The sequence below is a fragment of the Streptomyces durmitorensis genome, assembly GCF_023498005.1.
Taxonomy (GTDB): domain Bacteria; phylum Actinomycetota; class Actinomycetes; order Streptomycetales; family Streptomycetaceae; genus Streptomyces; species Streptomyces durmitorensis.
Window position 1 is genome coordinate 2,795,306 of sequence record NZ_CP097289.1, and the last position, 20,175, is coordinate 2,815,480.

14 protein-coding genes are annotated in these 20,175 nt (G+C 70.0%); 2 read left to right on the top strand and 12 right to left on the bottom strand.

Annotation, left to right across the window (positions count from 1 at the left end; all coding sequences use genetic code 11):
* Nucleotides 1-107: 107 nt before the first annotated feature.
* The 5 genes from M4V62_RS12375 to M4V62_RS12395 form a co-directional block, all read right to left on the bottom strand.
* Nucleotides 108-1,874 (bottom strand): DUF4153 domain-containing protein, encoded by a 1,767-nt coding sequence (locus M4V62_RS12375; RefSeq protein WP_425575321.1) that lies wholly within the window; start codon nucleotides 1,872-1,874, stop codon nucleotides 108-110.
* 127 nt (nucleotides 1,875-2,001) lie between these two features.
* Nucleotides 2,002-2,910, bottom strand: coding sequence for an ADP-ribosylglycohydrolase family protein (locus M4V62_RS12380; protein ID WP_249587317.1), 909 nt, complete (start codon nucleotides 2,908-2,910; stop codon nucleotides 2,002-2,004).
* A gap of 12 nt (nucleotides 2,911-2,922) precedes the next feature.
* Nucleotides 2,923-3,582 (bottom strand): histidine phosphatase family protein, encoded by a 660-nt coding sequence (locus M4V62_RS12385; protein ID WP_249587318.1) that lies wholly within the window; start codon nucleotides 3,580-3,582, stop codon nucleotides 2,923-2,925.
* A 116-nt stretch (nucleotides 3,583-3,698) separates the two neighbouring features.
* Nucleotides 3,699-4,304, bottom strand: coding sequence for a YdbC family protein (locus M4V62_RS12390; RefSeq protein WP_249587319.1), 606 nt, complete (start codon nucleotides 4,302-4,304; stop codon nucleotides 3,699-3,701).
* 33 nt (nucleotides 4,305-4,337) lie between these two features.
* Nucleotides 4,338-5,183: an arylamine N-acetyltransferase family protein gene (locus M4V62_RS12395; RefSeq protein ID WP_249587320.1), complete on the bottom strand. Its 846-nt coding sequence runs from the start codon at nucleotides 5,181-5,183 to the stop codon at nucleotides 4,338-4,340.
* A 184-nt stretch (nucleotides 5,184-5,367) separates the two neighbouring features.
* On the opposite strand from M4V62_RS12395, the gene M4V62_RS12400 reads away from it, so the two are divergent.
* Entirely contained in the window at nucleotides 5,368-5,895 is a 528-nt protein-coding gene (locus tag M4V62_RS12400) for a TerD family protein (RefSeq protein WP_249587321.1), read from the top strand.
* A 141-nt stretch (nucleotides 5,896-6,036) separates the two neighbouring features.
* Here M4V62_RS12400 and M4V62_RS12405 read toward each other — a convergent pair whose 3' ends face one another.
* Nucleotides 6,037-8,934 (bottom strand): vitamin B12-dependent ribonucleotide reductase, encoded by a 2,898-nt coding sequence (locus tag M4V62_RS12405; RefSeq protein ID WP_249587322.1) that lies wholly within the window; start codon nucleotides 8,932-8,934, stop codon nucleotides 6,037-6,039.
* Between the two features lie 134 nt (nucleotides 8,935-9,068).
* On the bottom strand, nucleotides 9,069-9,623 hold the full coding sequence (gene nrdR / locus M4V62_RS12410) for a transcriptional regulator NrdR (protein ID WP_249587323.1): 555 nt from the start codon (nucleotides 9,621-9,623) through the stop codon (nucleotides 9,069-9,071).
* 494 nt (nucleotides 9,624-10,117) lie between these two features.
* Between nrdR and lexA the strand changes: the two genes are divergently transcribed.
* A complete protein-coding gene (gene lexA / locus M4V62_RS12415; protein ID WP_249587324.1) occupies nucleotides 10,118-10,900 on the top strand; it encodes a transcriptional repressor LexA in 783 nt (260 codons plus the stop codon).
* Between the two features lie 100 nt (nucleotides 10,901-11,000).
* On the opposite strand, the gene M4V62_RS12420 is transcribed toward lexA, so the two are convergent.
* From M4V62_RS12420 to M4V62_RS12440, 5 genes are all read right to left on the bottom strand, one after another.
* Nucleotides 11,001-13,007 (bottom strand): ATP-dependent DNA helicase, encoded by a 2,007-nt coding sequence (locus M4V62_RS12420; protein ID WP_249587325.1) that lies wholly within the window; start codon nucleotides 13,005-13,007, stop codon nucleotides 11,001-11,003.
* Nucleotides 13,008-13,047: 40 nt separating this feature from the next.
* A complete protein-coding gene (locus M4V62_RS12425) occupies nucleotides 13,048-14,958 on the bottom strand; it encodes an IucA/IucC family protein (protein WP_249587326.1) in 1,911 nt (636 codons plus the stop codon).
* Between the two features lie 58 nt (nucleotides 14,959-15,016).
* Complete coding sequence (locus M4V62_RS12430) at nucleotides 15,017-15,910, bottom strand: GNAT family N-acetyltransferase (RefSeq protein WP_425575318.1); 894 nt, start codon at nucleotides 15,908-15,910, stop codon at nucleotides 15,017-15,019.
* Nucleotides 15,911-15,955: 45 nt separating this feature from the next.
* Nucleotides 15,956-18,028, bottom strand: a complete 2,073-nt coding sequence (locus tag M4V62_RS12435) for an IucA/IucC family protein (RefSeq protein WP_425575317.1) — start codon at nucleotides 18,026-18,028, stop codon at nucleotides 15,956-15,958.
* 98 nt (nucleotides 18,029-18,126) lie between these two features.
* Nucleotides 18,127-19,665: a diaminobutyrate--2-oxoglutarate transaminase family protein gene (locus M4V62_RS12440; RefSeq protein WP_249587327.1), complete on the bottom strand. Its 1,539-nt coding sequence runs from the start codon at nucleotides 19,663-19,665 to the stop codon at nucleotides 18,127-18,129.
* Nucleotides 19,666-20,175 lie beyond the last annotated feature (510 nt).

Genomic DNA, 20,175 nt, shown 5'->3' on the forward strand with positions numbered 1-20,175 from the left:
GGGGCGACGACGGGGAGCGTACGTGCCGGGCCGTCCACCTCGGGCGAGGCGGCGGCCCGGCACTCACTCGCAGTGGGCGGCTGCGGGCCGCCTCGCGAGAGCTCACCTCAGCGGTATGAGGCCTCCTGGCCGGCACGGTTGCAGTCCATCACGGTTGCCTCGGACGGCCGTTCCTCGATGATCTCCCTGGCCCGCGCCTCCCCCAGGCTGGTGGCGTACCAAGGGGCTCGCTCGGACCCGAGGCCGTTCGCGATGCCTTCAAGGGCGCAGGAGCGCAAAGGCTCCGGCAGCCCGTCGACGGCCGGTGCGGCATCGGCGGACAGGCCGCGCGCGTACTCCAGGTCGAACTTTCCGGTGTCCTCGTAGCGCTGGACATTGCGCTCGGCGATGAGTCCGTCGGGCGAGAGGAGCCCGAAGGCCAGCACTCCGGCCGCGGCACTCGCGGCGACGGCGCGCGGCAGCCACCGGGCGCCCCACACCCCCGCCGCCATGATCAGCACGATGACCAGGCCGAGCCAGAGCTCCACGGCCACGACCGACACCCTGAGCCGGGTCAGGCCGTAGGCATCGACGTACATGTCCATGCGCCGCACCGCCGACGCCACGACGACGAGCGTGAGGGCGCAGAGCGTGCCGAGCACGGCCCGCACCAGACCGCGGTCGCGTGACCCGTCACGCGGCGCCCAGCGCAGGGCGAGGACGATGACGACCAGGGTGAGCAGGGTGGCGAGCAGCAGCTGCCAGAAGCCCTGGCGCGCATACGCGGCGTACGAGAGATCGGTCTTCTCCAGGACCGCGTCGTACCCACCGAAGAGCACGGCCAGCTGCACCACGTTGAACGCGGCGAACAGCAGGTTCAGGACGATCAGCGGCAGCGCCCACTCGACGCGGCCCCGCTCCCGGCCAGGACCCACGACGAGGCGGTCCCAGCGCACGGGCGCGGCAGCGGTGTGCGCGGCGGCGAGAGCCCCGACGACACCTGCCGCGAAGAGCAGCACGCGCCATGGCCCGTCCGAGACGGAAGCATCGGGCATCAGATCGCCCAGCAGCCCCGCGAAGGCGGCGTCGGCCCCGGCGAACAGCGCGCCGAAGACCAGCAGCAGCACGGCGGTCACGGCGACCGCCCGCAGGACGGGCCCGCTCCTGGACCCGCTCGCGCGGCCCCGCACCCCGCGCCAGCCCCAGCCAAGGCCGGAGAGCACGGCGTCGAAGAGACCGAGCGGGCCGAGCAGGACGCCGGGCCAGGTGCGGCAGCCGTGCAGGGCGAGCGAGCCGAGCGCGACGGCGGAGACGATGGCGAGGAACGAGGGCCAGCCCGCGTCCCGCAGCGCGGGCACGGCCAGCAGCGCGAGGCCACCGATCGCCCAGGCCAGGGTCCAGGGCCGCGGCCTGCGACCGGCCTGTTGTGCGGCGAAGTAAGCGGCGAGCGCGGCGGGCACGGCGACGATCAGCAGGTTGAGTGCGAGCCCGTCGCCGAGCAGCAGCATGCTCAGCAGGCCGGTCGCGAGCACCGCGACGAGCGTGCCTGTCCGGACCGGCGCGGGCGGATCGGCCCGCAGGTCGGCCAGGAACGGCTCGTGCTTGTACGCGCCCGCCGGGTACGCCCAGTCGACGCGAGGCTGCGGGCTCGCCTCCGCGGCACGCTGCCGGGGCACTGCGTCCTCGGGCTCTTCGAACCCCTCGGGCTCGTCGAACTCCTCGAACTCGGACTCCTCAGGCCCCGCAGGTGCCTCGGCGTCGCTGTCCGCTCGTGGATCTGCCACATCTGATGGCTCTGGCGTGGACGGTGTATCGGACACGGGACCCCCTCCCGGCCGGTCCGCACGTGCAGCGGACGGCACGCAGGCGTGGCGGGGCCGCCGGGCGACCGGCATCTCGTTGAGGACACGCAAGTCATGATCAACTCGCGGCCTGGCGGTAAGAGTAGCCGCGAGACCGCGGACGGCCCCCGCATCGGCCATGCTGTGGCATGACCGTGACAGTCACACCGGAACCCCGGAGTCAGCCCGCCGCGACCGGCACCCAGCCGGGCAACACCTCGGTCCGCTCCAGCCACTCCGCGCAGGGCGCACCGCCCGCGCCGGAACCGACCACTCCGCCCACGATGGCGCAGGTCGTGTCCATGTCGCCGCCCACCTGAGCGGTGGACCAGATGGCCCGCTCATAGTCGCCGAGGCCACGGGCGGCCGACCACAGCGCGAACGGCACCGTGTCATGAGCGGTCGTACGACGCCCACAGCCGAGGACCGCGGCGACCGTCGCGGCGTCTCCGTAGTCGAGCATGTCCCGGGCCCGGCGCAGCCCCGCCCCCACGGCACTGCGGGGCACCAGGTCGATGACGCCGTCGAGCAGCGCCTTCGGCGCGGGTGGCCCCGCGGGGTCGGCAGCCAGGGCCGAGGCGGCGGCCACCGCCATGGCCCCCACGACCGCCTCACGGTGCTGATGCGTGGGGTACGCGGAAATCTCCGCCTGGTGCGTCGCCTGCTCCGGATCGTCCGCGTACCAGGCGCCCAGCGGCGCGATCCGCATGGCCGCTCCGTTGCCCCAGGAGCCCTGCCCCTTGAACAGCGCGGAGGCCAGCTCCCGCCAGTCCCCGCCCTCCCGGACCTGCCTGAGCAGCCGGTTCACGGCGGGGCCGTAGCCACGGTCGAAGTCGTGGTGTTCGGCGAAGGACAGGGCGAGCGCGTCCTGGTCGATCCGGTCGTGGCGGACCAGGACCGCGAACACGGAGCAGGCCATCTCGGTGTCGTCGGTCCACTGCCAGGGGCCTGGGGGCGCTTCCCGTCGCTTCAGCAGCGGGTAGTTCGCGGGCACGAAGAATTGAGAGCCCAGCGCGTCCCCCACCGCCAGTCCGCGCAGGCTGGCCAGAGCGCGGGCCAGGCGCCGGTCGGGAGAGGAGTCAGCGGTCATCGCTCTGCCACTCTATCCGGTGACGCCGTACGGTTCGGGTTCGCGCCAGCGTTCGAACGGCCGGTCCAGTGTGTACTTGCCGTCGTCGCCGAGCACCAGCGTCCGCATCTCGCCGTTCCCGGGGTTGGACAGCGACTCGAAGTCCGCCACCGACCAGTGGAACCAGCGCATGCAGAAGAGCCGCATGGTCAGGCCGTGGGTGACCAGGAGGACGTTCGGCGGATGGTCCGGGGCCTCGAAGCTCCGGTACAGGCTCTCCAGGAACGCCCCCACCCTGTCGTAGACGTCGGCCCCCGACTCGCCCTGGGCGAAGCGGTAGAAGAAGTGTCCGTACGCGTCGCGGTACGCCTTCTGCAGCTTGACGTCGTCCCTGTCCTGCCAGTTCCCCCAGTCCTGCTCCCGCAGCCGCGGCTCCTCACGCACGCGCACGAGGTCGGGGTCGAGCCTGAGGGCCCGGAAGGTCTCGTGGGTGCGGCGATAGGGCGAGACGTACACGCTCACCCGCTCCTGGCCGACGGCGTCCCGTAGCTGCCCGCCCGTCTCGTCCGCCTGCCGCCACCCCTTCTCGGTGAGCGCAAGCGCGTGGTCGGGTTCGCGTTCGTACACGGTGTCGTCGGCGTTCCCGGCCGACTCGCCGTGCCGGACAAGGAAGATGCGCCGCGGACGTGCCATACGGAAACCCTAGATCGGCCCTTCCCGGGCGGCTCAACCGGTCGGCCGTCCGGGCTCCATCCGGCGTATACGGCCGCCACCTACGCCTGCGCCACGGCAGGTCACCCAGCGCGACGTCACACCGTCCACGACGGCTCCAGTTCCACGATGTCACCGGCCAGCGCAGCGACATCGGCCTCGGTCTGGGCGCGCAGCGAGAGGCGCTCCACCCGCTCCCTGCGGTACTTGCCGTGCTCGGCGGCCGACAGCCACATTGAGAGGACCAGGAACTCGTGCCCGGGCGCCTCTCCGAAGAGCCCGCGCACCATTCCCGGAGAGCCCGCCATCGCCGGGTTCCAGACCTTCTCCTGCATCAGCGCGAAGTGCTCCACCCGCGCCTCACGGACCCGGCAGTGCGCCACCCGCACCACGTCGGCGTCCGCGAAGCGCGGCTCGAAGCCCGTCTTCACGTCGAAACGGTGGTCGAAGAGCTTGATCTGGATGTCCTTGAAGGTGCCTGACTGCGTGGCGGCGAGCCGGTCATGGGAGCGCGCCATGAAGGAGTCGTAGAAGGCCCGGCTCTCCCAGAAGCCGAAGACGTGCGCCACGCCCGGCCGCTCACGGCTCCACCCTCCACCCTGTCCCCGGAACCCCGGCTCCCCCAGAAGCCCCGCCCACTTTCGCTGTCCCCGCTCGAACCCCCGTCGGTCCACCACGGTGCAGCGAATCCACTTGACCAGCACCGCGCCATCGTACGGCGCCGAGGGTGGCCCGGGTCACGCTCCGGCGTAGTGCGCCCGGATCAACTCGGCGCAATCATCGGCGTTCAGTTCAATCCCGAACTCCCGGACGAGGACCTCCCCCAACTCGGCGGCGGATACGTCGCGTTCGTCCGATGTGCCGTCCGGCCGCGTCACCGTCAAGTGCTCGCCGACCAAGGTGCGGCGCACCTCCGGAGCGGCCCTCTGGATCACCGGGCGGCGGATGAACGACGACCTGGGGTGGGTCGATGTGTAGTGGTTCATCACTACGTAGTCGACGGGAAGCCGTTCTTCCAGGGTGTATTCATAGAGATCGAACCAGCCGTCCGCGTGCTCGGTCCGCAACACCCGTGCACCGTTTGCTTCCTGGACGATCCCGAACCGCCACTCTCCTTGTCGCACGTCCTGCCGTACGTCTTCTTGTACGTCGCCCACGCCCCCCATGGGGATCGGTTCGAGCAGCCCTTCGGCGCCGAAACCGACGTCACAGTGCCACTGCCGCCCGTCCGCCTCGACCTTCAGGAGCATGTGCGTCACCGCGCGACGCGACGAGGCACCCGCCCTGACCCGCGCGCCAAGTCCCGTGACGGCGAAGCCGATCCGTTCCAGAACCGCCGCGAACAGGAGGTTCTGCTCGTAGCAGTAGCCACCTCTGCACTGTCGCACCAGCTTGTCCTGCAGTGCGGTCAGGTCCAGCGGCACGGGCCGGCCGAGCATCATCTCCAGGTTCTCGAAGGGGATCGCCGCCACATGCGCCCGGTGGAGCGCACGGAGTGTGTCGAAGTCGGGCTTCGTCTCTCCTTGGTGACCGATCCTGGCCAAGTAGGCCTCGATGTCCAGTTCTTCCCCGTTCCATGTCATGGGTCCAATGATCGTCGCGCCCGCGTAGGTGCGCCACCGGGAATGCCCGCGGCGGGTCCAACGGCCCTGCCGACCACGAAACTTCAGCGATGTCAGTCATCCGTCGTAGCGTGTCTGTAGGGCGTGCCGTGTGGACATGTCTTGTGCGTGAGCGTCAGCCGGGACCAGCAGGAGGGGGAACTCCGTGAGCAGTGTCAGCAAGGGGATCAAGAAGGTCGAGGTGGGGCTCAAATGGGATCCGAGTCCTGTCGGCTCACCGCCGCATGATCTCGACATCATCGCCGCGACCTACACCGCGGACGCCCCGTACGACAGCCCGGTGTACCTGGTGCACTTCGACAGCCGCGCCCCCGACGGGACGATCACCCTCAACAGGGACAGCAAGACAGGGCAGGGGTTCGGCTTCGACGAGGTCATGACCCTGGAGCTCGACCGGCTCGCGGCGACGTACGCGCGCGTGGTGGTCGGTGTGGCCATACAGCCTCACGAGGGGCACAAGGTGTTCGGCGACATCCCGAACACCGCGGTGCGCATCCGCGAAGGACACAGGGACCTCGCACACAGCGACCTCTCCGCGGTCTCCGGGCACACGGCCGCGACGATCGCCGAGTTCACCCGGGCCGAGTCGGGCGCATGGTCCTTCCGCGAGTTCATCCACGGGTTCGAGGCCGACCCGACGTCCTTCGCGGCCGTGATGGGGACCGAGATCTGAGCACCGCCGCACCGTCACGTACGGCGCGAAGGACGGCTCACGGGAAACGCCAAGGACGGTGGACCGATTTCTCGGTGCCACCGCCCTTGGCGTTCAGGCTTCACTCCTGGTCAGTGCCCGGAGCTCAGGCCGGTGCGGCAATCAGCTGCAACCGCTGGTCGAGCCGCAGCCCTCGCAGATGTAGCAGGAGCCGGCACGCTGCATCTTCGTCCCGCAGGAGAAGCACAGCGGCGCGTCGGCCTGGATGCCCAGCTGCATCTCCACGAGCTCGGCGCTGGTGTGCGCCTGCTGCGGAGCCGGCTTCTCGGCCTCGACCTTCGGCACGGCGACCGACTTCAGGACCTCGGGCTGCCGCGGGGCCGACTGGGCCAGACCCTCGACGTCGACCTCGGACTCGTCCATGGAGGGCTCGTACGAACCGGTCTCCAGGTGACGCTGGCGCTCCTCGGCCGAGTGGATGCCGAGCGCGGAGCGCGTCTCGAAGGGCAGGAAGTCCAGCGCCAGGCGGCGGAAGATGTAGTCGACGATCGACTGCGCCATCCGCACGTCCGGGTCGTCCGTCATGCCGGCCGGCTCGAAGCGCATGTTCGTGAACTTCGAGACGTAGGTCTCCAGCGGAACGCCGTACTGCAGGCCCACGGAGACGGCGATCGAGAAGGCGTCCATCATGCCCGCGAGGGTCGAACCCTGCTTGGACATCTTCAGGAAGACCTCGCCGAGACCGTCGTCCGGGTAGGAGTTGGCGGTCATGTAACCCTCGGCGCCACCCACGGTGAAGGAGGTGGTGATCCCCGGGCGGCCCTTGGGAAGGCGCTTGCGGACGGGGCGGTACTCGACCACCTTCTCGACCGCGGCACGGATCGTGTCCTCGGCCTTCTCGGTGACCTCGGCGTTCCCGTCGCCCTTCTTCTTGGCGGAGAGGGGCTGGCCGACCTTGCAGTTGTCGCGGTAGATGGCGAGCGCCTTGACGCCCATCTTCCAGGCCTCGTAGTAGACCTCTTCGACGTCCTCGACGGTGGCCGTCTCCGGGAGGTTGACCGTCTTGGAGAGCGCGCCGGAGATCCACGGCTGGATGGCCGCCATCATCCGGACGTGACCCATCGCGGAGATGGAGCGCTCGCCCATCGCGCAGTCGAAGACCTCGTAGTGCTCGGTCTTGAGACCCGGGGCGTCGATCACATTGCCGTTCTCGGCGATGTGGGCGACGATCGCCTCGATCTGCTCCTCCTGGTAGCCCAGGCGACGCAGGGCCTGCGGCACGGTGCCGTTGACGATCTGCATCGAGCCGCCGCCGACGAGCTTCTTGAACTTGACCAGGGCGAGGTCGGGCTCCAGGCCCGTGGTGTCGCAGGACATCGCGAGACCGATGGTGCCGGTCGGGGCGATGACGGACGCCTGAGAGTTACGGAAACCGTTCTTCTCACCGAGGCGGAGCACGTCCTGCCAGGCCTCCGTGGCGGCGGCCCAGATCGGCGTGTCCAGGTCGTCCACACGGGGCGCCATGGCGTTGGCGTCGGAGTGCTGCTTCATGACGCGCTTGTGCGGCGTGGCGTTCTTGGCGTAGCCGTCGTAGGGGCCGACGACTGCGGCGAGCTCGGCCGAGCGCTTGTACGACGTGCCCGTCATCAGCGAGGTGATGGCGCCGGCCAGGGAGCGGCCGCCGTCCGAGTCGTACGCGTGGCCGGTGGCCATCAGCAGGGCGCCGAGGTTGGCGTAGCCGATGCCCAGCTGGCGGAAGGCGCGGGTGTTCTCGCCGATCTTCTGCGTCGGGAAGTCCGCGAAGCAGATCGAGATGTCCATCGCGGTGATGACCAGCTCGACGACCTTGGAGAAGCGCTCGGCGTCGAAGGACTGGGAGCCCAGGCCGTCGTCCTTGAGGAACTTCATCAGGTTCAGCGAGGCGAGGTTGCAGGACGTGTTGTCCAGGTGCATGTACTCGCTGCACGGGTTCGAGCCGTTGATCCGGCCGGACTCCGGGCAGGTGTGCCAGGCGTTGATGGTGTCGTCGTACTGGATGCCGGGGTCGGCGCAGGCCCAGGCGGCCTCGGCCATCTTGCGGAAGAGCGACTTGGCGTCGACCTCCTCGATGACGTCGCCCGTCATGCGGGACGTCAGGCCGAACTTGCCGCCCTCCTCGACCGCCTTCATGAACGTGTCGTTCACGCGGACCGAGTTGTTGGCGTTCTGGTACTGGACGGACGTGATGTCGTCGCCGCCCAGGTCCATGTCGAAGCCCGCGTCACGCAGGGCGCGGATCTTCTCCTCTTCCTTCACCTTGGTCTCGATGAAGCCCTCGATGTCGGGGTGGTCGACGTCGAGGATGACCATCTTGGCCGCGCGGCGCGTGGCGCCACCCGACTTGATCGTTCCTGCGGACGCGTCGGCACCGCGCATGAAGGAGACCGGACCGGAGGCGTTGCCGCCGGAGGAGAGGAGCTCCTTGGAGGAACGGATGCGGGAGAGGTTCAGGCCGGCGCCGGAGCCGCCCTTGAAGATCATCCCCTCTTCCTTGTACCAGTCGAGGATCGAGTCCATGGAGTCGTCCACGGCCAGGATGAAGCAGGCGGAGACCTGCTGCGGCTGGGGCGTGCCGACGTTGAACCAGACCGGCGAGTTGAAGCTGAAGATCTGGTGCAGGAGGGCGTACGCCAGCTCGTGCTCGAAGATCTCGGCGTCGGCGGGCGAGGCGAAGTAGCTGTAGTCCTCGCCTGCCTTCCGGTACGTCTTCACAATGCGGTCGATCAGCTGCTTGAGGCCGGTCTCGCGCTGCGGGGTGCCAACGGCCCCGCGGAAGTACTTGCTGGTGACGATGTTGACCGCGTTCACCGACCAGAAGTCGGGGAACTCGACGCCACGCTGCTCGAAGTTGACCGAGCCGTCGCGCCAGTTGGTCATGACGACGTCTCGGCGCTCCCAGACCACCTCGTCGTACGGATGCACGCCGGGCGTCGTATGGATGCGCTCGATACGCAGACCCTTGCTGGCCTTGGATCCCTTGGCGCGGGAACCTCGTGCCGGGCCGCTCGTCGTCTCGGTCATGCCGCCTCCCTGTATCAGGCTAAAACGCCCTGAAGTGCCACGTTCTTCCCGTGACACGGTGTTGTCTGGTGCCGCGGAACCCGCGAAGGTCACCGCAACAGGTCTGTGTGTGCCGCCGTCGGCCGTTCAGCCGGTCAGTCGGCGGCAGTGGCAGGCACCGGGACTTCGACAGTCCCTCCGGGCCCGCAGTCTTTCGCGCCGTGCTCGCCGCCGGCGCCCTGCGGCTCATCGTCGAGCCGCTTTTCCCGCTGGTCCCTCAGCTCCCCGATGGCAGCCTCGAAGTCCTCAAGTGAGTCGAACGCCCGATACACGGACGCGAAGCGCAGGTAGGCCACGAGGTCCAGCTCCTGCAGCGGACCGAGTATGGCCAGACCCACGTCGTGCGTGGTCAGTTCCGCGCTTCCGGTGGCCCGCACCGCCTCTTCGACCCGCTGGCCGAGCTGGGCGAGAGCGTCCTCGGTCACCGGCCGCCCCTGGCACGCCTTGCGTACGCCGTTGATCACCTTCGTACGGCTGAAAGGCTCGGTCACGCCACTGCGCTTGACCACCATCAGCGAACACGTCTCCACCGTCGTGAAACGGCGGGAGCAGTCGGGACACTGACGGCGCCTGCGGATCGACGTGCCGTCGTCGGTGGTGCGACTGTCGACTACGCGACTGTCGGGGTGCCTGCAGAAGGGGCAGTGCATGGAACTCCCAACCCTCCTTCATGACACGACTCATAGGCCTCAACAGGCCCATGAGGCCCTCGAAGCAGCCCCAAGCATAGGCGATGCCCGAGGCCTGAAAAGACCGGGGACCACAACTTCTGGGCCGTGGTTGCAATCCAACCACTAGATCTGGGGTTTGGCCGTAAATTCGACCCCATCGCGTGTCGCACACCCACGGCCCGCCGTGAAGGTTACGAGCCCGCCCCGCGCGCCGCACGAGAAGGGGGCGGCGCCGGGTTGACCGGACGATGAGTGGCAGTATGGGAGCCCCACCGAGGGGGCCACGACCCCGGCGGTGAAGCGTACCGTAATGAACCGAAATGCCATTCGGCTCGAACGTTAGCCATACACCCAGACGCATGATCCCGGCAGGCATTCTGCGATTTTTCACTCGAACGTGTGTTTGGCGCAACCTTTCGAAAGCAACTACCGTTGGCTAACTAGGGAGAACATCTCGAGAGGGGCCGACAGACGTGACCACCACCGCAGACAGCGCCACCATCACTGCCCAGGACCGCCAGAGCCGACTCGAGCCGGTGCATGCCATGAATGACGCAAGCACGAACCAGGAGGGCCCCAAGCCCACACGCTCCCTACCGGGCCGACCTCCTGGTATCCGCGCCGACAGCTCGGGGCTCACCGACCGGCAGCGCCGGGTCATCGAGGTCATCAGGGACTCGGTGCAGCGGCGGGGCTACCCGCCGTCGATGCGGGAGATCGGGCAGGCGGTTGGCCTCTCCAGCACCTCGTCGGTGGCCCACCAGCTGATGGCCCTGGAGCGCAAGGGCTTCCTGCGCCGCGACCCGCACCGCCCGCGTGCGTACGAGGTGCGCGGCTCGGACCAGCCGAGCAGCCAGCCCACGGACACGGCAGGCAAGCCCGCCGCTTCGTACGTCCCGCTGGTCGGCCGCATCGCGGCCGGTGGCCCGATCCTCGCCGAGGAGTCGGTGGAGGACGTCTTCCCGCTCCCCAGGCAGCTGGTCGGCGACGGTGAGCTGTTCGTCCTCAAGGTCGTCGGTGACTCGATGATCGAGGCCGCGATCTGCGACGGCGACTGGGTGACGGTGCGCCGCCAGCCCGTCGCGGAGAACGGCGACATCGTCGCCGCCATGCTCGACGGCGAAGCGACGGTCAAGCGGTTCAAGCGCGAAGACGGACACGTGTGGCTACTGCCTCACAACTCCGCGTATCAGCCCATCCCCGGTGACGAGGCGACGATCCTCGGCAAGGTGGTGGCGGTGCTGCGGCGGGTGTGAGCCTCCGCCCCTGACCGGGCCCCGGAACCAACTGCGCCGGTTCCGGGGCCCTGCTGCGTCCGGGGGCGGTACGCCGGTCGGGCTCGCCCGCGCCGAAGCCCTACTCCTCGGTGGCCTGCTCCTCGGCGGCAACCATGGGTCCGGCCTTGGCCGCCGCGTCGATCGCGGACAAGGAGCGGCGCACCTGATTGCGGTCCGTCGTGTACCAGAAGTCGGGAAGCGAGGCCCGCAGATAGCTGCCGTAGCGCGCGGTCGCGAGCCGTGGGTCCAGGACCGCGACCACTCCACGGTCCTCTGATGCCCGCACGAGCCGTCCCGCGCCCTGCGCCATCAGGAGCGCCGCGTGCGTCGCGGCGATGGCCATGAAGCCATTGCCTCCGTTGTCGTCCACCGCCTTCTGGCGGGCGCTCATCAGCGGGTCGTCGGGACGCGGGAACGGGATCTTGTCCATGACCACCAACTGGCAGCTGACGCCCGGCACATCGACGCCCTGCCACAGCGAAAGCGTCCCGAACAGACAGGTCTGCTCGTCCGCCGCGAAGTTCTTGATCAGCTCACCCAGCGTCTCCTCGCCTTGGAGCAGGATGGGCACGTCGAGCCGGCCCCGGAGCTCCTCGGCGGCGTTCTGAGCGGCACGCATGGACGAGAACAGGCCGAGCGTGCGGCCACCCGCCGCCTCGATCAGCTCCGCCAGCTCGTCGATCATGTCGCTGCGCGTGCCCTCACGGCCCGGCCTTGCCAGGTGCTGGGCGACGTACAGAATCCCCTGCTTGCGGTAGTCGAAGGGTGAGCCGACGTCGAGGCCCTTCCACACCGGGGCGTCTTCGGACTCGGTGCCCTCGGGAGCGAGCCCCAAGGAAGCCCCCACTCCGTTGAAGTCGCCGCCGAGCTTGAGGGTGGCCGATGTGAGGACGACGGAACGGTCGCTGAAGAGCTTCTCGCGGAGCAGGCCCGAAACGGACATGGGCGCCACGCGCAGCGAGGCTCCGAAGCGGTCGTGGCGCTCGTACCAGACGACGTCCCACTCGGAGCCGTTCGCGATGCGCTCCGCCACGTCGTGGATCGACTCGACGGAGGCGAGGGCCTGTTTGCGTACGGCGTCCTCGTCCTGGACCGACTTGTCGCGGGTGGAGCCGAGCGCCGAGATGACCGTGCGGGCCGCGTCGCGCAGGGCCATCAGCGCATACCCGAGGTCCTCGGGGATCTCCTCGATGCGGCCGGGCAGTGCCAGCTCCATCACCCGCTCGAAGCCCTCGGACGCGGTCTGGAGCTGATCGGCCGCCTTTTCGTTGACGAGCTTGGCGGCTCGGCGCACAGCGCGGTTGACCTGGCCCGGGGTGAGCTCTCCGGTGGCGACGCCGGTGACCCGGGAGACCAGCTCATGGGCCTCGTCCACGATCAGTACCTCGTGCTGGGGAAGGACCGGGGCGCCCTCGATGGCATCGATCGCAAGGAGCGCGTGGTTGGTGACCACGACCTCGGAGAGCTTGGCCCGCTCACGCGCCGCCTCGGCGAAGCACTCCGCTCCGTACGCGCACTTCGTCGCCCCCAGGCACTCCCTGGAGGAGACGGACACCTGCGACCAGGCGCGGTCGGAGACGCCGGGCGTGAGGGCGTCCCGGTCGCCCGTCTCGGTCTCGTCCGCCCAGTCGCGCATCCGCAGCAGGTCCTGGCCGAGCTTGCTGGTGGGGGCGGCGGCCTCGAACTGGTCGAAGAGACCTGGGCCCTCCTCCTCTTCCTGCGGCACTCCCTCGTGGAGGCGGTGCAGGCAGAGGTAGTTCGAGCGGCCCTTGAGCATGGCGAACTGAGGGCGGCGGCGCAGCAGCGGATGCAGGGCGTCCACCGTGCGCGGCAGGTCACGCTCCACGAGCTGGCGCTGCAGCGCCAGCGTGGCCGTCGCGACCACGACGCGCTCGCCGTGCGCGAGGGCGGGCACCAGATAGCCGAGGGACTTGCCCGTGCCGGTACCGGCCTGGATCAGCAGGTGGGAGCCGTCGTCGATCGCCTCGGCGACGGTCTCGGCCATGGTCACCTGGCCAGGGCGCTCTGTGCCGCCGACGGCGGTGACGGCGGCGTGCAGGAGCTCGGGAAGGGAGGGCTTTGTCATAGCGCGACTACCCTACGGGTCTCCACTGACAATCCCTCGATCACGGCCGGTGGAGGGGGTTCGGCACGCTCCCGTGCACGGCGGCGTGCGGGCGCTCTGGGCGGTCACGGTATCCGTCGAGGTGAAGCCGGTTCCGGTTCAGACAGAGCCGCTCGATGCGCGGGGTCAGCAGGTCGAACATCTCGTACCGCTCCTTGAGCTGCGGGGCGCGCGCCTGATGGCGGAGGATCTCGGCACGGACGAGGGACCAGAAGTCGCTCTCCGGGATACCCAGCTGCTCGTGGCAGAGCGGGGCGAGATAGCGGAAGACGCCCACGAAGAGCCCGGAGTGGATGAACTGCGTGAGGAAGTCGGGGCGTTCGGTGAGCAGTACGTCGCGGACGTCGTCCGGCATCGACGCGTGCTCCGGAAGTGCCTCGGCGCTGACGTTGATGTCGTCGACGAAGTCCTTCACCGCGAGCCGGACGGGCACGTCCTTGTCGTCGAAGACGACGATGGCGTTCTCCCCGTGAGGGGAGAACACGGTGCCGTACCGGTAGAGGAACTGCAGGAGCGGAGGCAGCAGCGCCGCGAAGAGGTGCCGCAGCCAGACCTCGGGGGCCAGGCCTGAGCGCTCGACCAGCTCGGCGACGAAGGCCTTGCCCTGCGGGTCGGTGTGCAGTAAGGAGGCAAGCGTGCGGGCGCGCTCGTCGGGCGCGAGATACCGGGTGATCGGTTCGCGCCAGATCGCGCCGAGCAGTTCCTTGTACTGGTAAGGGACCTCGGGAAGGTCGTCGTACAGCGGGTGGGCGACGGTCACCGACGCGACCTCGCCGAGCAGGATCACCCGGCATTCGTCACGCAGGAAGGGGTCCGCTTCGCGCAGTGCGTGCATCCAGGCGGTGACGGCGGGGGCGGCCAGGGTGCGCTCGGTCGGGAGTCCGCGCCACACCAGGGTGTTGAGGACCGACAGCGGCAGCTTGACGGTGTGCCGGTCGGGACGGGACATGTTCAGGAACGTACGAATGGACTGCTGGGGCAGCCGCAGATCGCCGTCGGTGGTGAGGGGCACGATCCTCCCCGCGGCGACGGAAGGGGCGAAGAGGGGCAGGACGACGTCGTCCCACTGCCACGGGTGGACCGGCAAGTAGAGATAGGCGTGCGGGTCGAGGCCGCGTGCCCTGAGTATGTCCGCGAAGGACTCCCGGGTGGCGGGGGTGAGCTCACGTGAGTACAGCCGCTCCGCCGTGTCCAGGCCGGCGACGCCTCGGTAGGCAGCGAGGCCGGTGTGGACCGCGATCCAGGGAAGCCGCGCGGTCAGGCGGGCCTCGGGCGCCCAGCGCGCGGCGTCGCTCGCGGAGAAGCCGATGCGGCCCTTGTTGAGGACGAGCCAGGGGTGGCCGGTCTGATGGCCTTCGAGTTCCGCGTAGCCGAGGTCGGCGAGCTGCGATGCGCTGAGGGCGGTCTGGTCGAGCCTGGCGTCGGCGGCGAGCGTGACGGTCAGCTCGCGGATGAGGTGGCCGAGCGTGGCGCCGTCGATTCCCAGGGTGCGGCGGGCCCGGGTGAGGAAGCGGAGGGGGTCGCTGAAGGGGAGCGGCGGCCCTTCGCCCTCGGCCAGGGCCAGGCTGGCCGGGTCGACGTGCCAGCTTCCGTACGAGCCGCGGCGGGCACGGAAAAGGAGGCGGGCCGCTCTCGGCCGCCCGGGTTCGCCGGGTCCGCTGCTCTCGCCGGGTCCGCTGCTGTCGCCTTCTTCGCAATCGTCATGGTCACCGCCGTCGAGGTCGAGGCTGTAGCTGTCCGTGTCGCCCGGTCCGGCGGGGGCGGGCTTGATGATCTCCTCATAGGCGAACTCACCGACCATCTTGGCGAGGAGGCGGCGCCCGCCGCTCGCCCACCTGTCCGGGGTCAGCTCGGGCGGGTCGTAGAGAGCGGACGGTTCGCGGGACGTCGGAGGGACGGACGGATTCGGCACGGGGACTCCTGAGGGAGGGAACCGGATCAGGTCGAGCGGTGTACCAAGAGTGAGCGGGTCAGAGCACTGCGCGCAGGGCCCGGTCACGGACCATGAGCGCCGCACGTTTGTCGGGCAGATCCACCTCGGCGGCGAATCGGAAGCCGGCGCTGAGAAACGCGGAGACGGAGGGGGTGTTGCGCAGGTCGGGTTCTGCGATGACGCGTGCGCATGCGGCGCGGTGATCGAGCACAAGGTCGGCGACGGCTCTCAGCAGAGAGGTGCCGAGCCCCCGGCCGCGATCGGCGACACCGCCGATGAGGAGGTGAAGACCGGTGTCGTGCGGGCGGGCCGGGTAGTGGCGGGCCAGGGCGTCGAGGTCCGCGCGGTAGACCTCCCAGTAGCTCATCGGTGTGCCGTCCAGAACGCCGAGGCACGGGACGCTGCGTCCGTCTCCGTCGATCTGGTCGCGCAGATGCGTCTGTGTGACGTCATCGGCTCCGGCCAGTTCCCAGAACGCCGCCACGGCGGGGTCGTTCATCCACCGGCTAATGAGAGGGAGGTCGCGTTCGACGCGTACGGGTACGAGTTGGAAGACACCGGCAGAGGTGGTCGCGGGGCCCCAGTCGGAGACGTTGTCGAGCAGATCGTCGGCTGACGAGGCGGCCGACGGTGCCGGGGCACGGTCGGCCGTGCGCGCGCCGGCATCGATACCCCCCGCACCCACGCCCACGCCCTGCGCGACTTGCACGCCCTGCGCGCCCACGCCCTGCACGGCCTCTGCCTCATCCGTGCCGCTCGTGCCGAACAGGGCGATGAGCTCGTCCGGGAGGCGCAGGTCCAGGGTGTCTTGGACGTCTGCCTTGTCAGCTGCCCTGTCAGCTGCCTTGTGGGCTGCTCTGGCGGCGTTGGAGGACTCGGGGGTCGTCTCGGTTCCGGCGTCGGCGCTCGCGTCGGGGGGAGGCGGAGGCACGGCGTCTCTCCTCTCAGAAAGGGTCAGAAAGGTGGGTCATGTTCCTCAGGAATGAAGGGGGTTGGCGATGGAGACGTAGACGGACTGGGTGTCGACCGGGCCCACGAGCTCGTCGAGTCCACGAAGGCGGGTCAGCAGGTTGGCCTTGCAGCGCAGCACCGGTGAGTCGAGAAGCAGGGCGGGGAGCGGCGAACGCAGCGGAGCGGGGCCGGAGACGACGTCGCCGAGGAAGCGGCGGAACCCCGCGAGCAACAGCTGCTCGTCGGCCAGGCGTTGGGCGCCGAGCGCTCCGATGAGGCCGAGGACGTTGTTGATGCCGAGGTAGTAGGCGAACCGCTCGTCTGCCACCTCGTCGGACACGAACGTGTCGCTGTGCTCGCCGATTCCGGGGAGCCGTCGCTCGAGTTCGGTGCGACGGGACTCCCGGAAGTAGTAGCCCTGGTTGTCGCGGTAGCGGCCGCCCACCGGCCAGCCGTCGGAGTCGATCAGCAGGAGGGTGTTCTGCTGATGGGCCTCCAGGGCGACACCTGCCTCGCTGTCCAGCCAGAGCACGGGGCGTACGACGTTCTCCAAGTAGCGCAGGAACCACTCCGTGGCGACGGCTCCCCGGGGACGGCCCGTCCGTCCGGCCAGGCGGGTGACGATCTCGCCGAGCCGGGAGCGCATCGGGGCGCGGTCATGCCCGGTGGAGTGCGGTGACGGCCTGGGCGAGACGAGTCCGGCGATGCAGGTGACGTCGTCGCCGGGGCCGAAGGGGTTGTGCCGGATCATCACGTCGAGTCCGGTGACGGGCGCGCCGTCGGGGCCGGTCACGGCGAGCCAGGCCGGATCGCGGATCACGTCGAAGCCCGGGTGAGCTGCCTGCCACTGCTCGGCGAGACCGCTGCGCAGCAGCCGGTGGACCTCGACGCCGCGGTGGAGTTCCTTGCGGAGGTTCTCACGACGGGAGTTGGTGATGCGCAGGCCGAGGGAGAGCTTCAGCATGGCTGGGGCGCCGGAGCGGTAGAGGGTGCGCACGGAGGAGGTCGGGTACCACGGTGCTCCGTGGGGGCCGAGGTCCTGGAGGAGTCCGGCTTCCAGGAGCGCGGCGGTCGCGGGGCGGTGCCTGAGCTCACGCATCTGCCAGGGGTGCAGGGGCAGCGCGGCGCTGGCTTCCGGCAGCGGCAGGTCCTGGCCTGCAAGGCGGGCGGTGAGCTGCTGGGCCGGGAGGGTGCGGCCCCGCTCGGTCCAGGCCGAGTCCGCGGCGAGCACGGAGGGGTCGACGGCGAGCCAGTGCAGCGCGAAGGCGCCGCGCAACTCCGGGGAGTAGAGGCGGGATTCGGTGTCGGAGAGTCCCTCGCGGCTCTTCGGGGTGGGGTGCAGGGGGTGGCCGAGGAGCAGGGATTGTTCGGCGGCGAGGAAGAGGTCGGGCTCGTCGCCGGGGTTGTTCCTGCGGTCGGCGATGAAGGTGGCGGTGCGCCGCACCGAGTCGGCGACGCGGCCGACGAGGTCCCCTCCCTCGACCCGCTCGCCGTCGCTGCCGGCGTCGCTACTGGCCTCGGCACTGGCGTCGCTACTGGCGTCGGTGCGGCCGGGCTCGCGTTGAGCGTCGGCTTCTCCCTGCCCTTCTGCCCCCTCCCCTGGCTGCCTCTCCCCTTGGCCATCCCCCTGGCTCTCCCCCCGGCCGCCCGGATCGGCGGCTTGGCTCGGTCGGCCCGTTTCTCGGCCGAGGAGGGCGGCGACGGTGACGGCGTCGGCCGGGGGTGCGGTCTGAGGGCCGTCCTCCAGGTAGGGGAGGCCGAAGCGGTGCCAGCCGGTGGCCGACCAGTAGTACACGGGGACGAGGAGAGCCGTGCCGCTGGCGTCGAGCGGGATGCGCAGGGCGCCGTGCTCGGGGGCGGGGAAGTCGTTCTCGCGCACCCAGCAGCGCAGGAGGTTCTCGATGGCCGCCACCTGGGCGGCGGTGTGCGGATCGGGGTGCTCCAGAAGGTCGGCGGTCGCGCCGCGCAGCTGCTCGGCCCGGCCGCCTCCCTTCTGCCGGGGGACCGTACCGGGCTCCGCCACCAGCGAGGATTGCTTGCCACACGCGCCTGGGACGTGGGGGTGGGGTGGGCCTTCGGATGCGGGGGTGGCGTTCAAGAGGGCTTCCTTGTGAGGTCGTTCGGGCTCCAGGGCGACGGGCCGGAGCTGTGCTGATGTCTCTTGGCCGTCCGCGGGACGGCCCGGGTCCGGCGTGGCTATCCGTGGTGCGGACGCGCTGCGGCGGAGATCGCGTCGGCGAGGCGGTCCAGGATGGCGGCCGCTTGCTCGTCCGTGATCGTGAGTGGAGGAAGGAGGCGTACGACGCTGGAGTGCCGTCCGCCCAGCTCGACGATGAGTCCGCGGTGCAGGCATTCCCGTTGCACCGCGGCAGCGAGTTCGGGTGCCGGGGGTAGCGGCCGCGGGAAGCGGTCGAGGGCCAGCGGGCGGGCGGCTCCGGCAGCTCCGGCAGCTCCGGCAGGCAGAGGGTGACCGGCCGAAGTGCCACCCGAAGTGCCACCCGATACGCCTGCGCTGCCCGAACTGCCTGCGCTGCCCGCCGGCGGAACAGGCCCGTGGTTCACCGACCGCGGGCCCGGTACGGGGGCCGCGGCGGCCGGGTCCACGAGTTCGACGCCGAGCATCAGGCCTCTGCCGCGGACGTCGCCGATGCAGGGATGCTCGGCGGCCAGGGAGCGCAGCTGGGTGAGCATGCGGGTGCCAAGGACTCCCGCGCGTTCCGCGAGGCCGTTCTCACGGACGTACTCAAGGGTGGCCGCGCCCGCCGCCATGGCGAGCTGGTTGCCGCGGAAGGTGCCCGCGTGGGCGCCGGGCGGCCAGACGTCGAGGTCGTCGCGGTAGACCACGACGGCCAGGGGCAGGCTGCCGCCGATGGCCTTGGAGAGCACCATCACGTCCGGGACGACGCCACTGTGCTCGACGGCCCAGAAGGTGCCGGTGCGCCCCACGCCGGTCTGGACCTCGTCCGCAATGAGCGGGATCGTGCGGGCGGCGGTGATCTCGCGCATCCGGCGCAGCCAGCCGTCGGGGGCGGGGATCACGCCGCCCTCGCCCTGCACCGGTTCGAGGATCATCCCGGCCGGTAGCGGCACACCCGACTTGGGATCGTCGAGGAGGCTCTCGGTCCAGCGGGCCGCGAGTTCGGCACCGTCCGCACCGCCGATGCCGAACGGGCAGCGGTAGTCCTGCGGGTAGGGCAGGCGCGCGACGCGTACGTCCTGTGCGCCGCCGGACACGTCGAGCGCCCCTGCCGTCATCCCGTGGTAGGCGCCGGTGAAGGCGAGCATGCCGTCGCGCCCCGTCGCCGTACGCACGAGTTTGAGCGCGGCCTCCACCGCGTCCGTGCCTGCGGGGCCGCAGAACTGGATCCGGGCGCGGTCCGCGAGCGCGCGGGGCAGTGTGCGGAACAGCTCGGTGGTGAAAGCGTCCTTGACCGGTGTGGCCAGGTCGAGGACGTGCAGCGGTGCCCCCGATTCGAGGACCTTTCTGATCGCTTCGAGCACGACCGGATGGTTGTGCCCGAGGGCCAGGGTCCCCGCACCCGAGAGGCAGTCGAGGTAGCGCTGTCCGTCGGCGCCCTCGATCGTCAGGCCGCGCGCCCGCACGGGCACGATCGGCAGGGCTCGCGCATAGGTGCGCGCCGCCGACTCGCGCGCCGACTGGCGTCGCAGGATCCCCTCGTGTGCTGCGGAGTGCGCCGCGGAAATCGCCGCGGGCGCCGGCTCGGTCACGGCCACGACTGTTGGTCCTCCCGCTGGGAACGGGCGCTTCCCCCTCGATCTGGGCCAGCGCGCCTTCGAGTTGGCAGGGGAGATGAGCGCAGGCCGCCAGTCCCCCGTACGTACCAACGACGAGGGCTGCGGAGGAACACGGGTCATCGGAAGATCCTTGCCGTGGCGGAACCGTTGCCGGTCCAGGACCTGGTGGGGGAGCTATGCACGGTCGGCCACGGGTTCCACATGAAGACTTCGCCCAGCACCCTGTGGCTGGACCACTGTCTGAGGACCTCCGTCGCTCACAAAGTCGCGCACAAAAGCGTGAGCCGTCCGCACGGACGTCAAATCGGCTGCTCTCCGGACAATTGCCAGGTCAGCAAGGTCGTAGCGAAACCGTTGCCGTTCCGTCGGCAGTCCCCCACGGCACCGGCATAGTGTGAGGTGCCGTTCCACCGCGGCAGGGTGTGCGGCGCCACGTGAACTCGGCGCTCAACACACCGTGCGGCAGGCGGTGTCCGGCATGTGAACCAT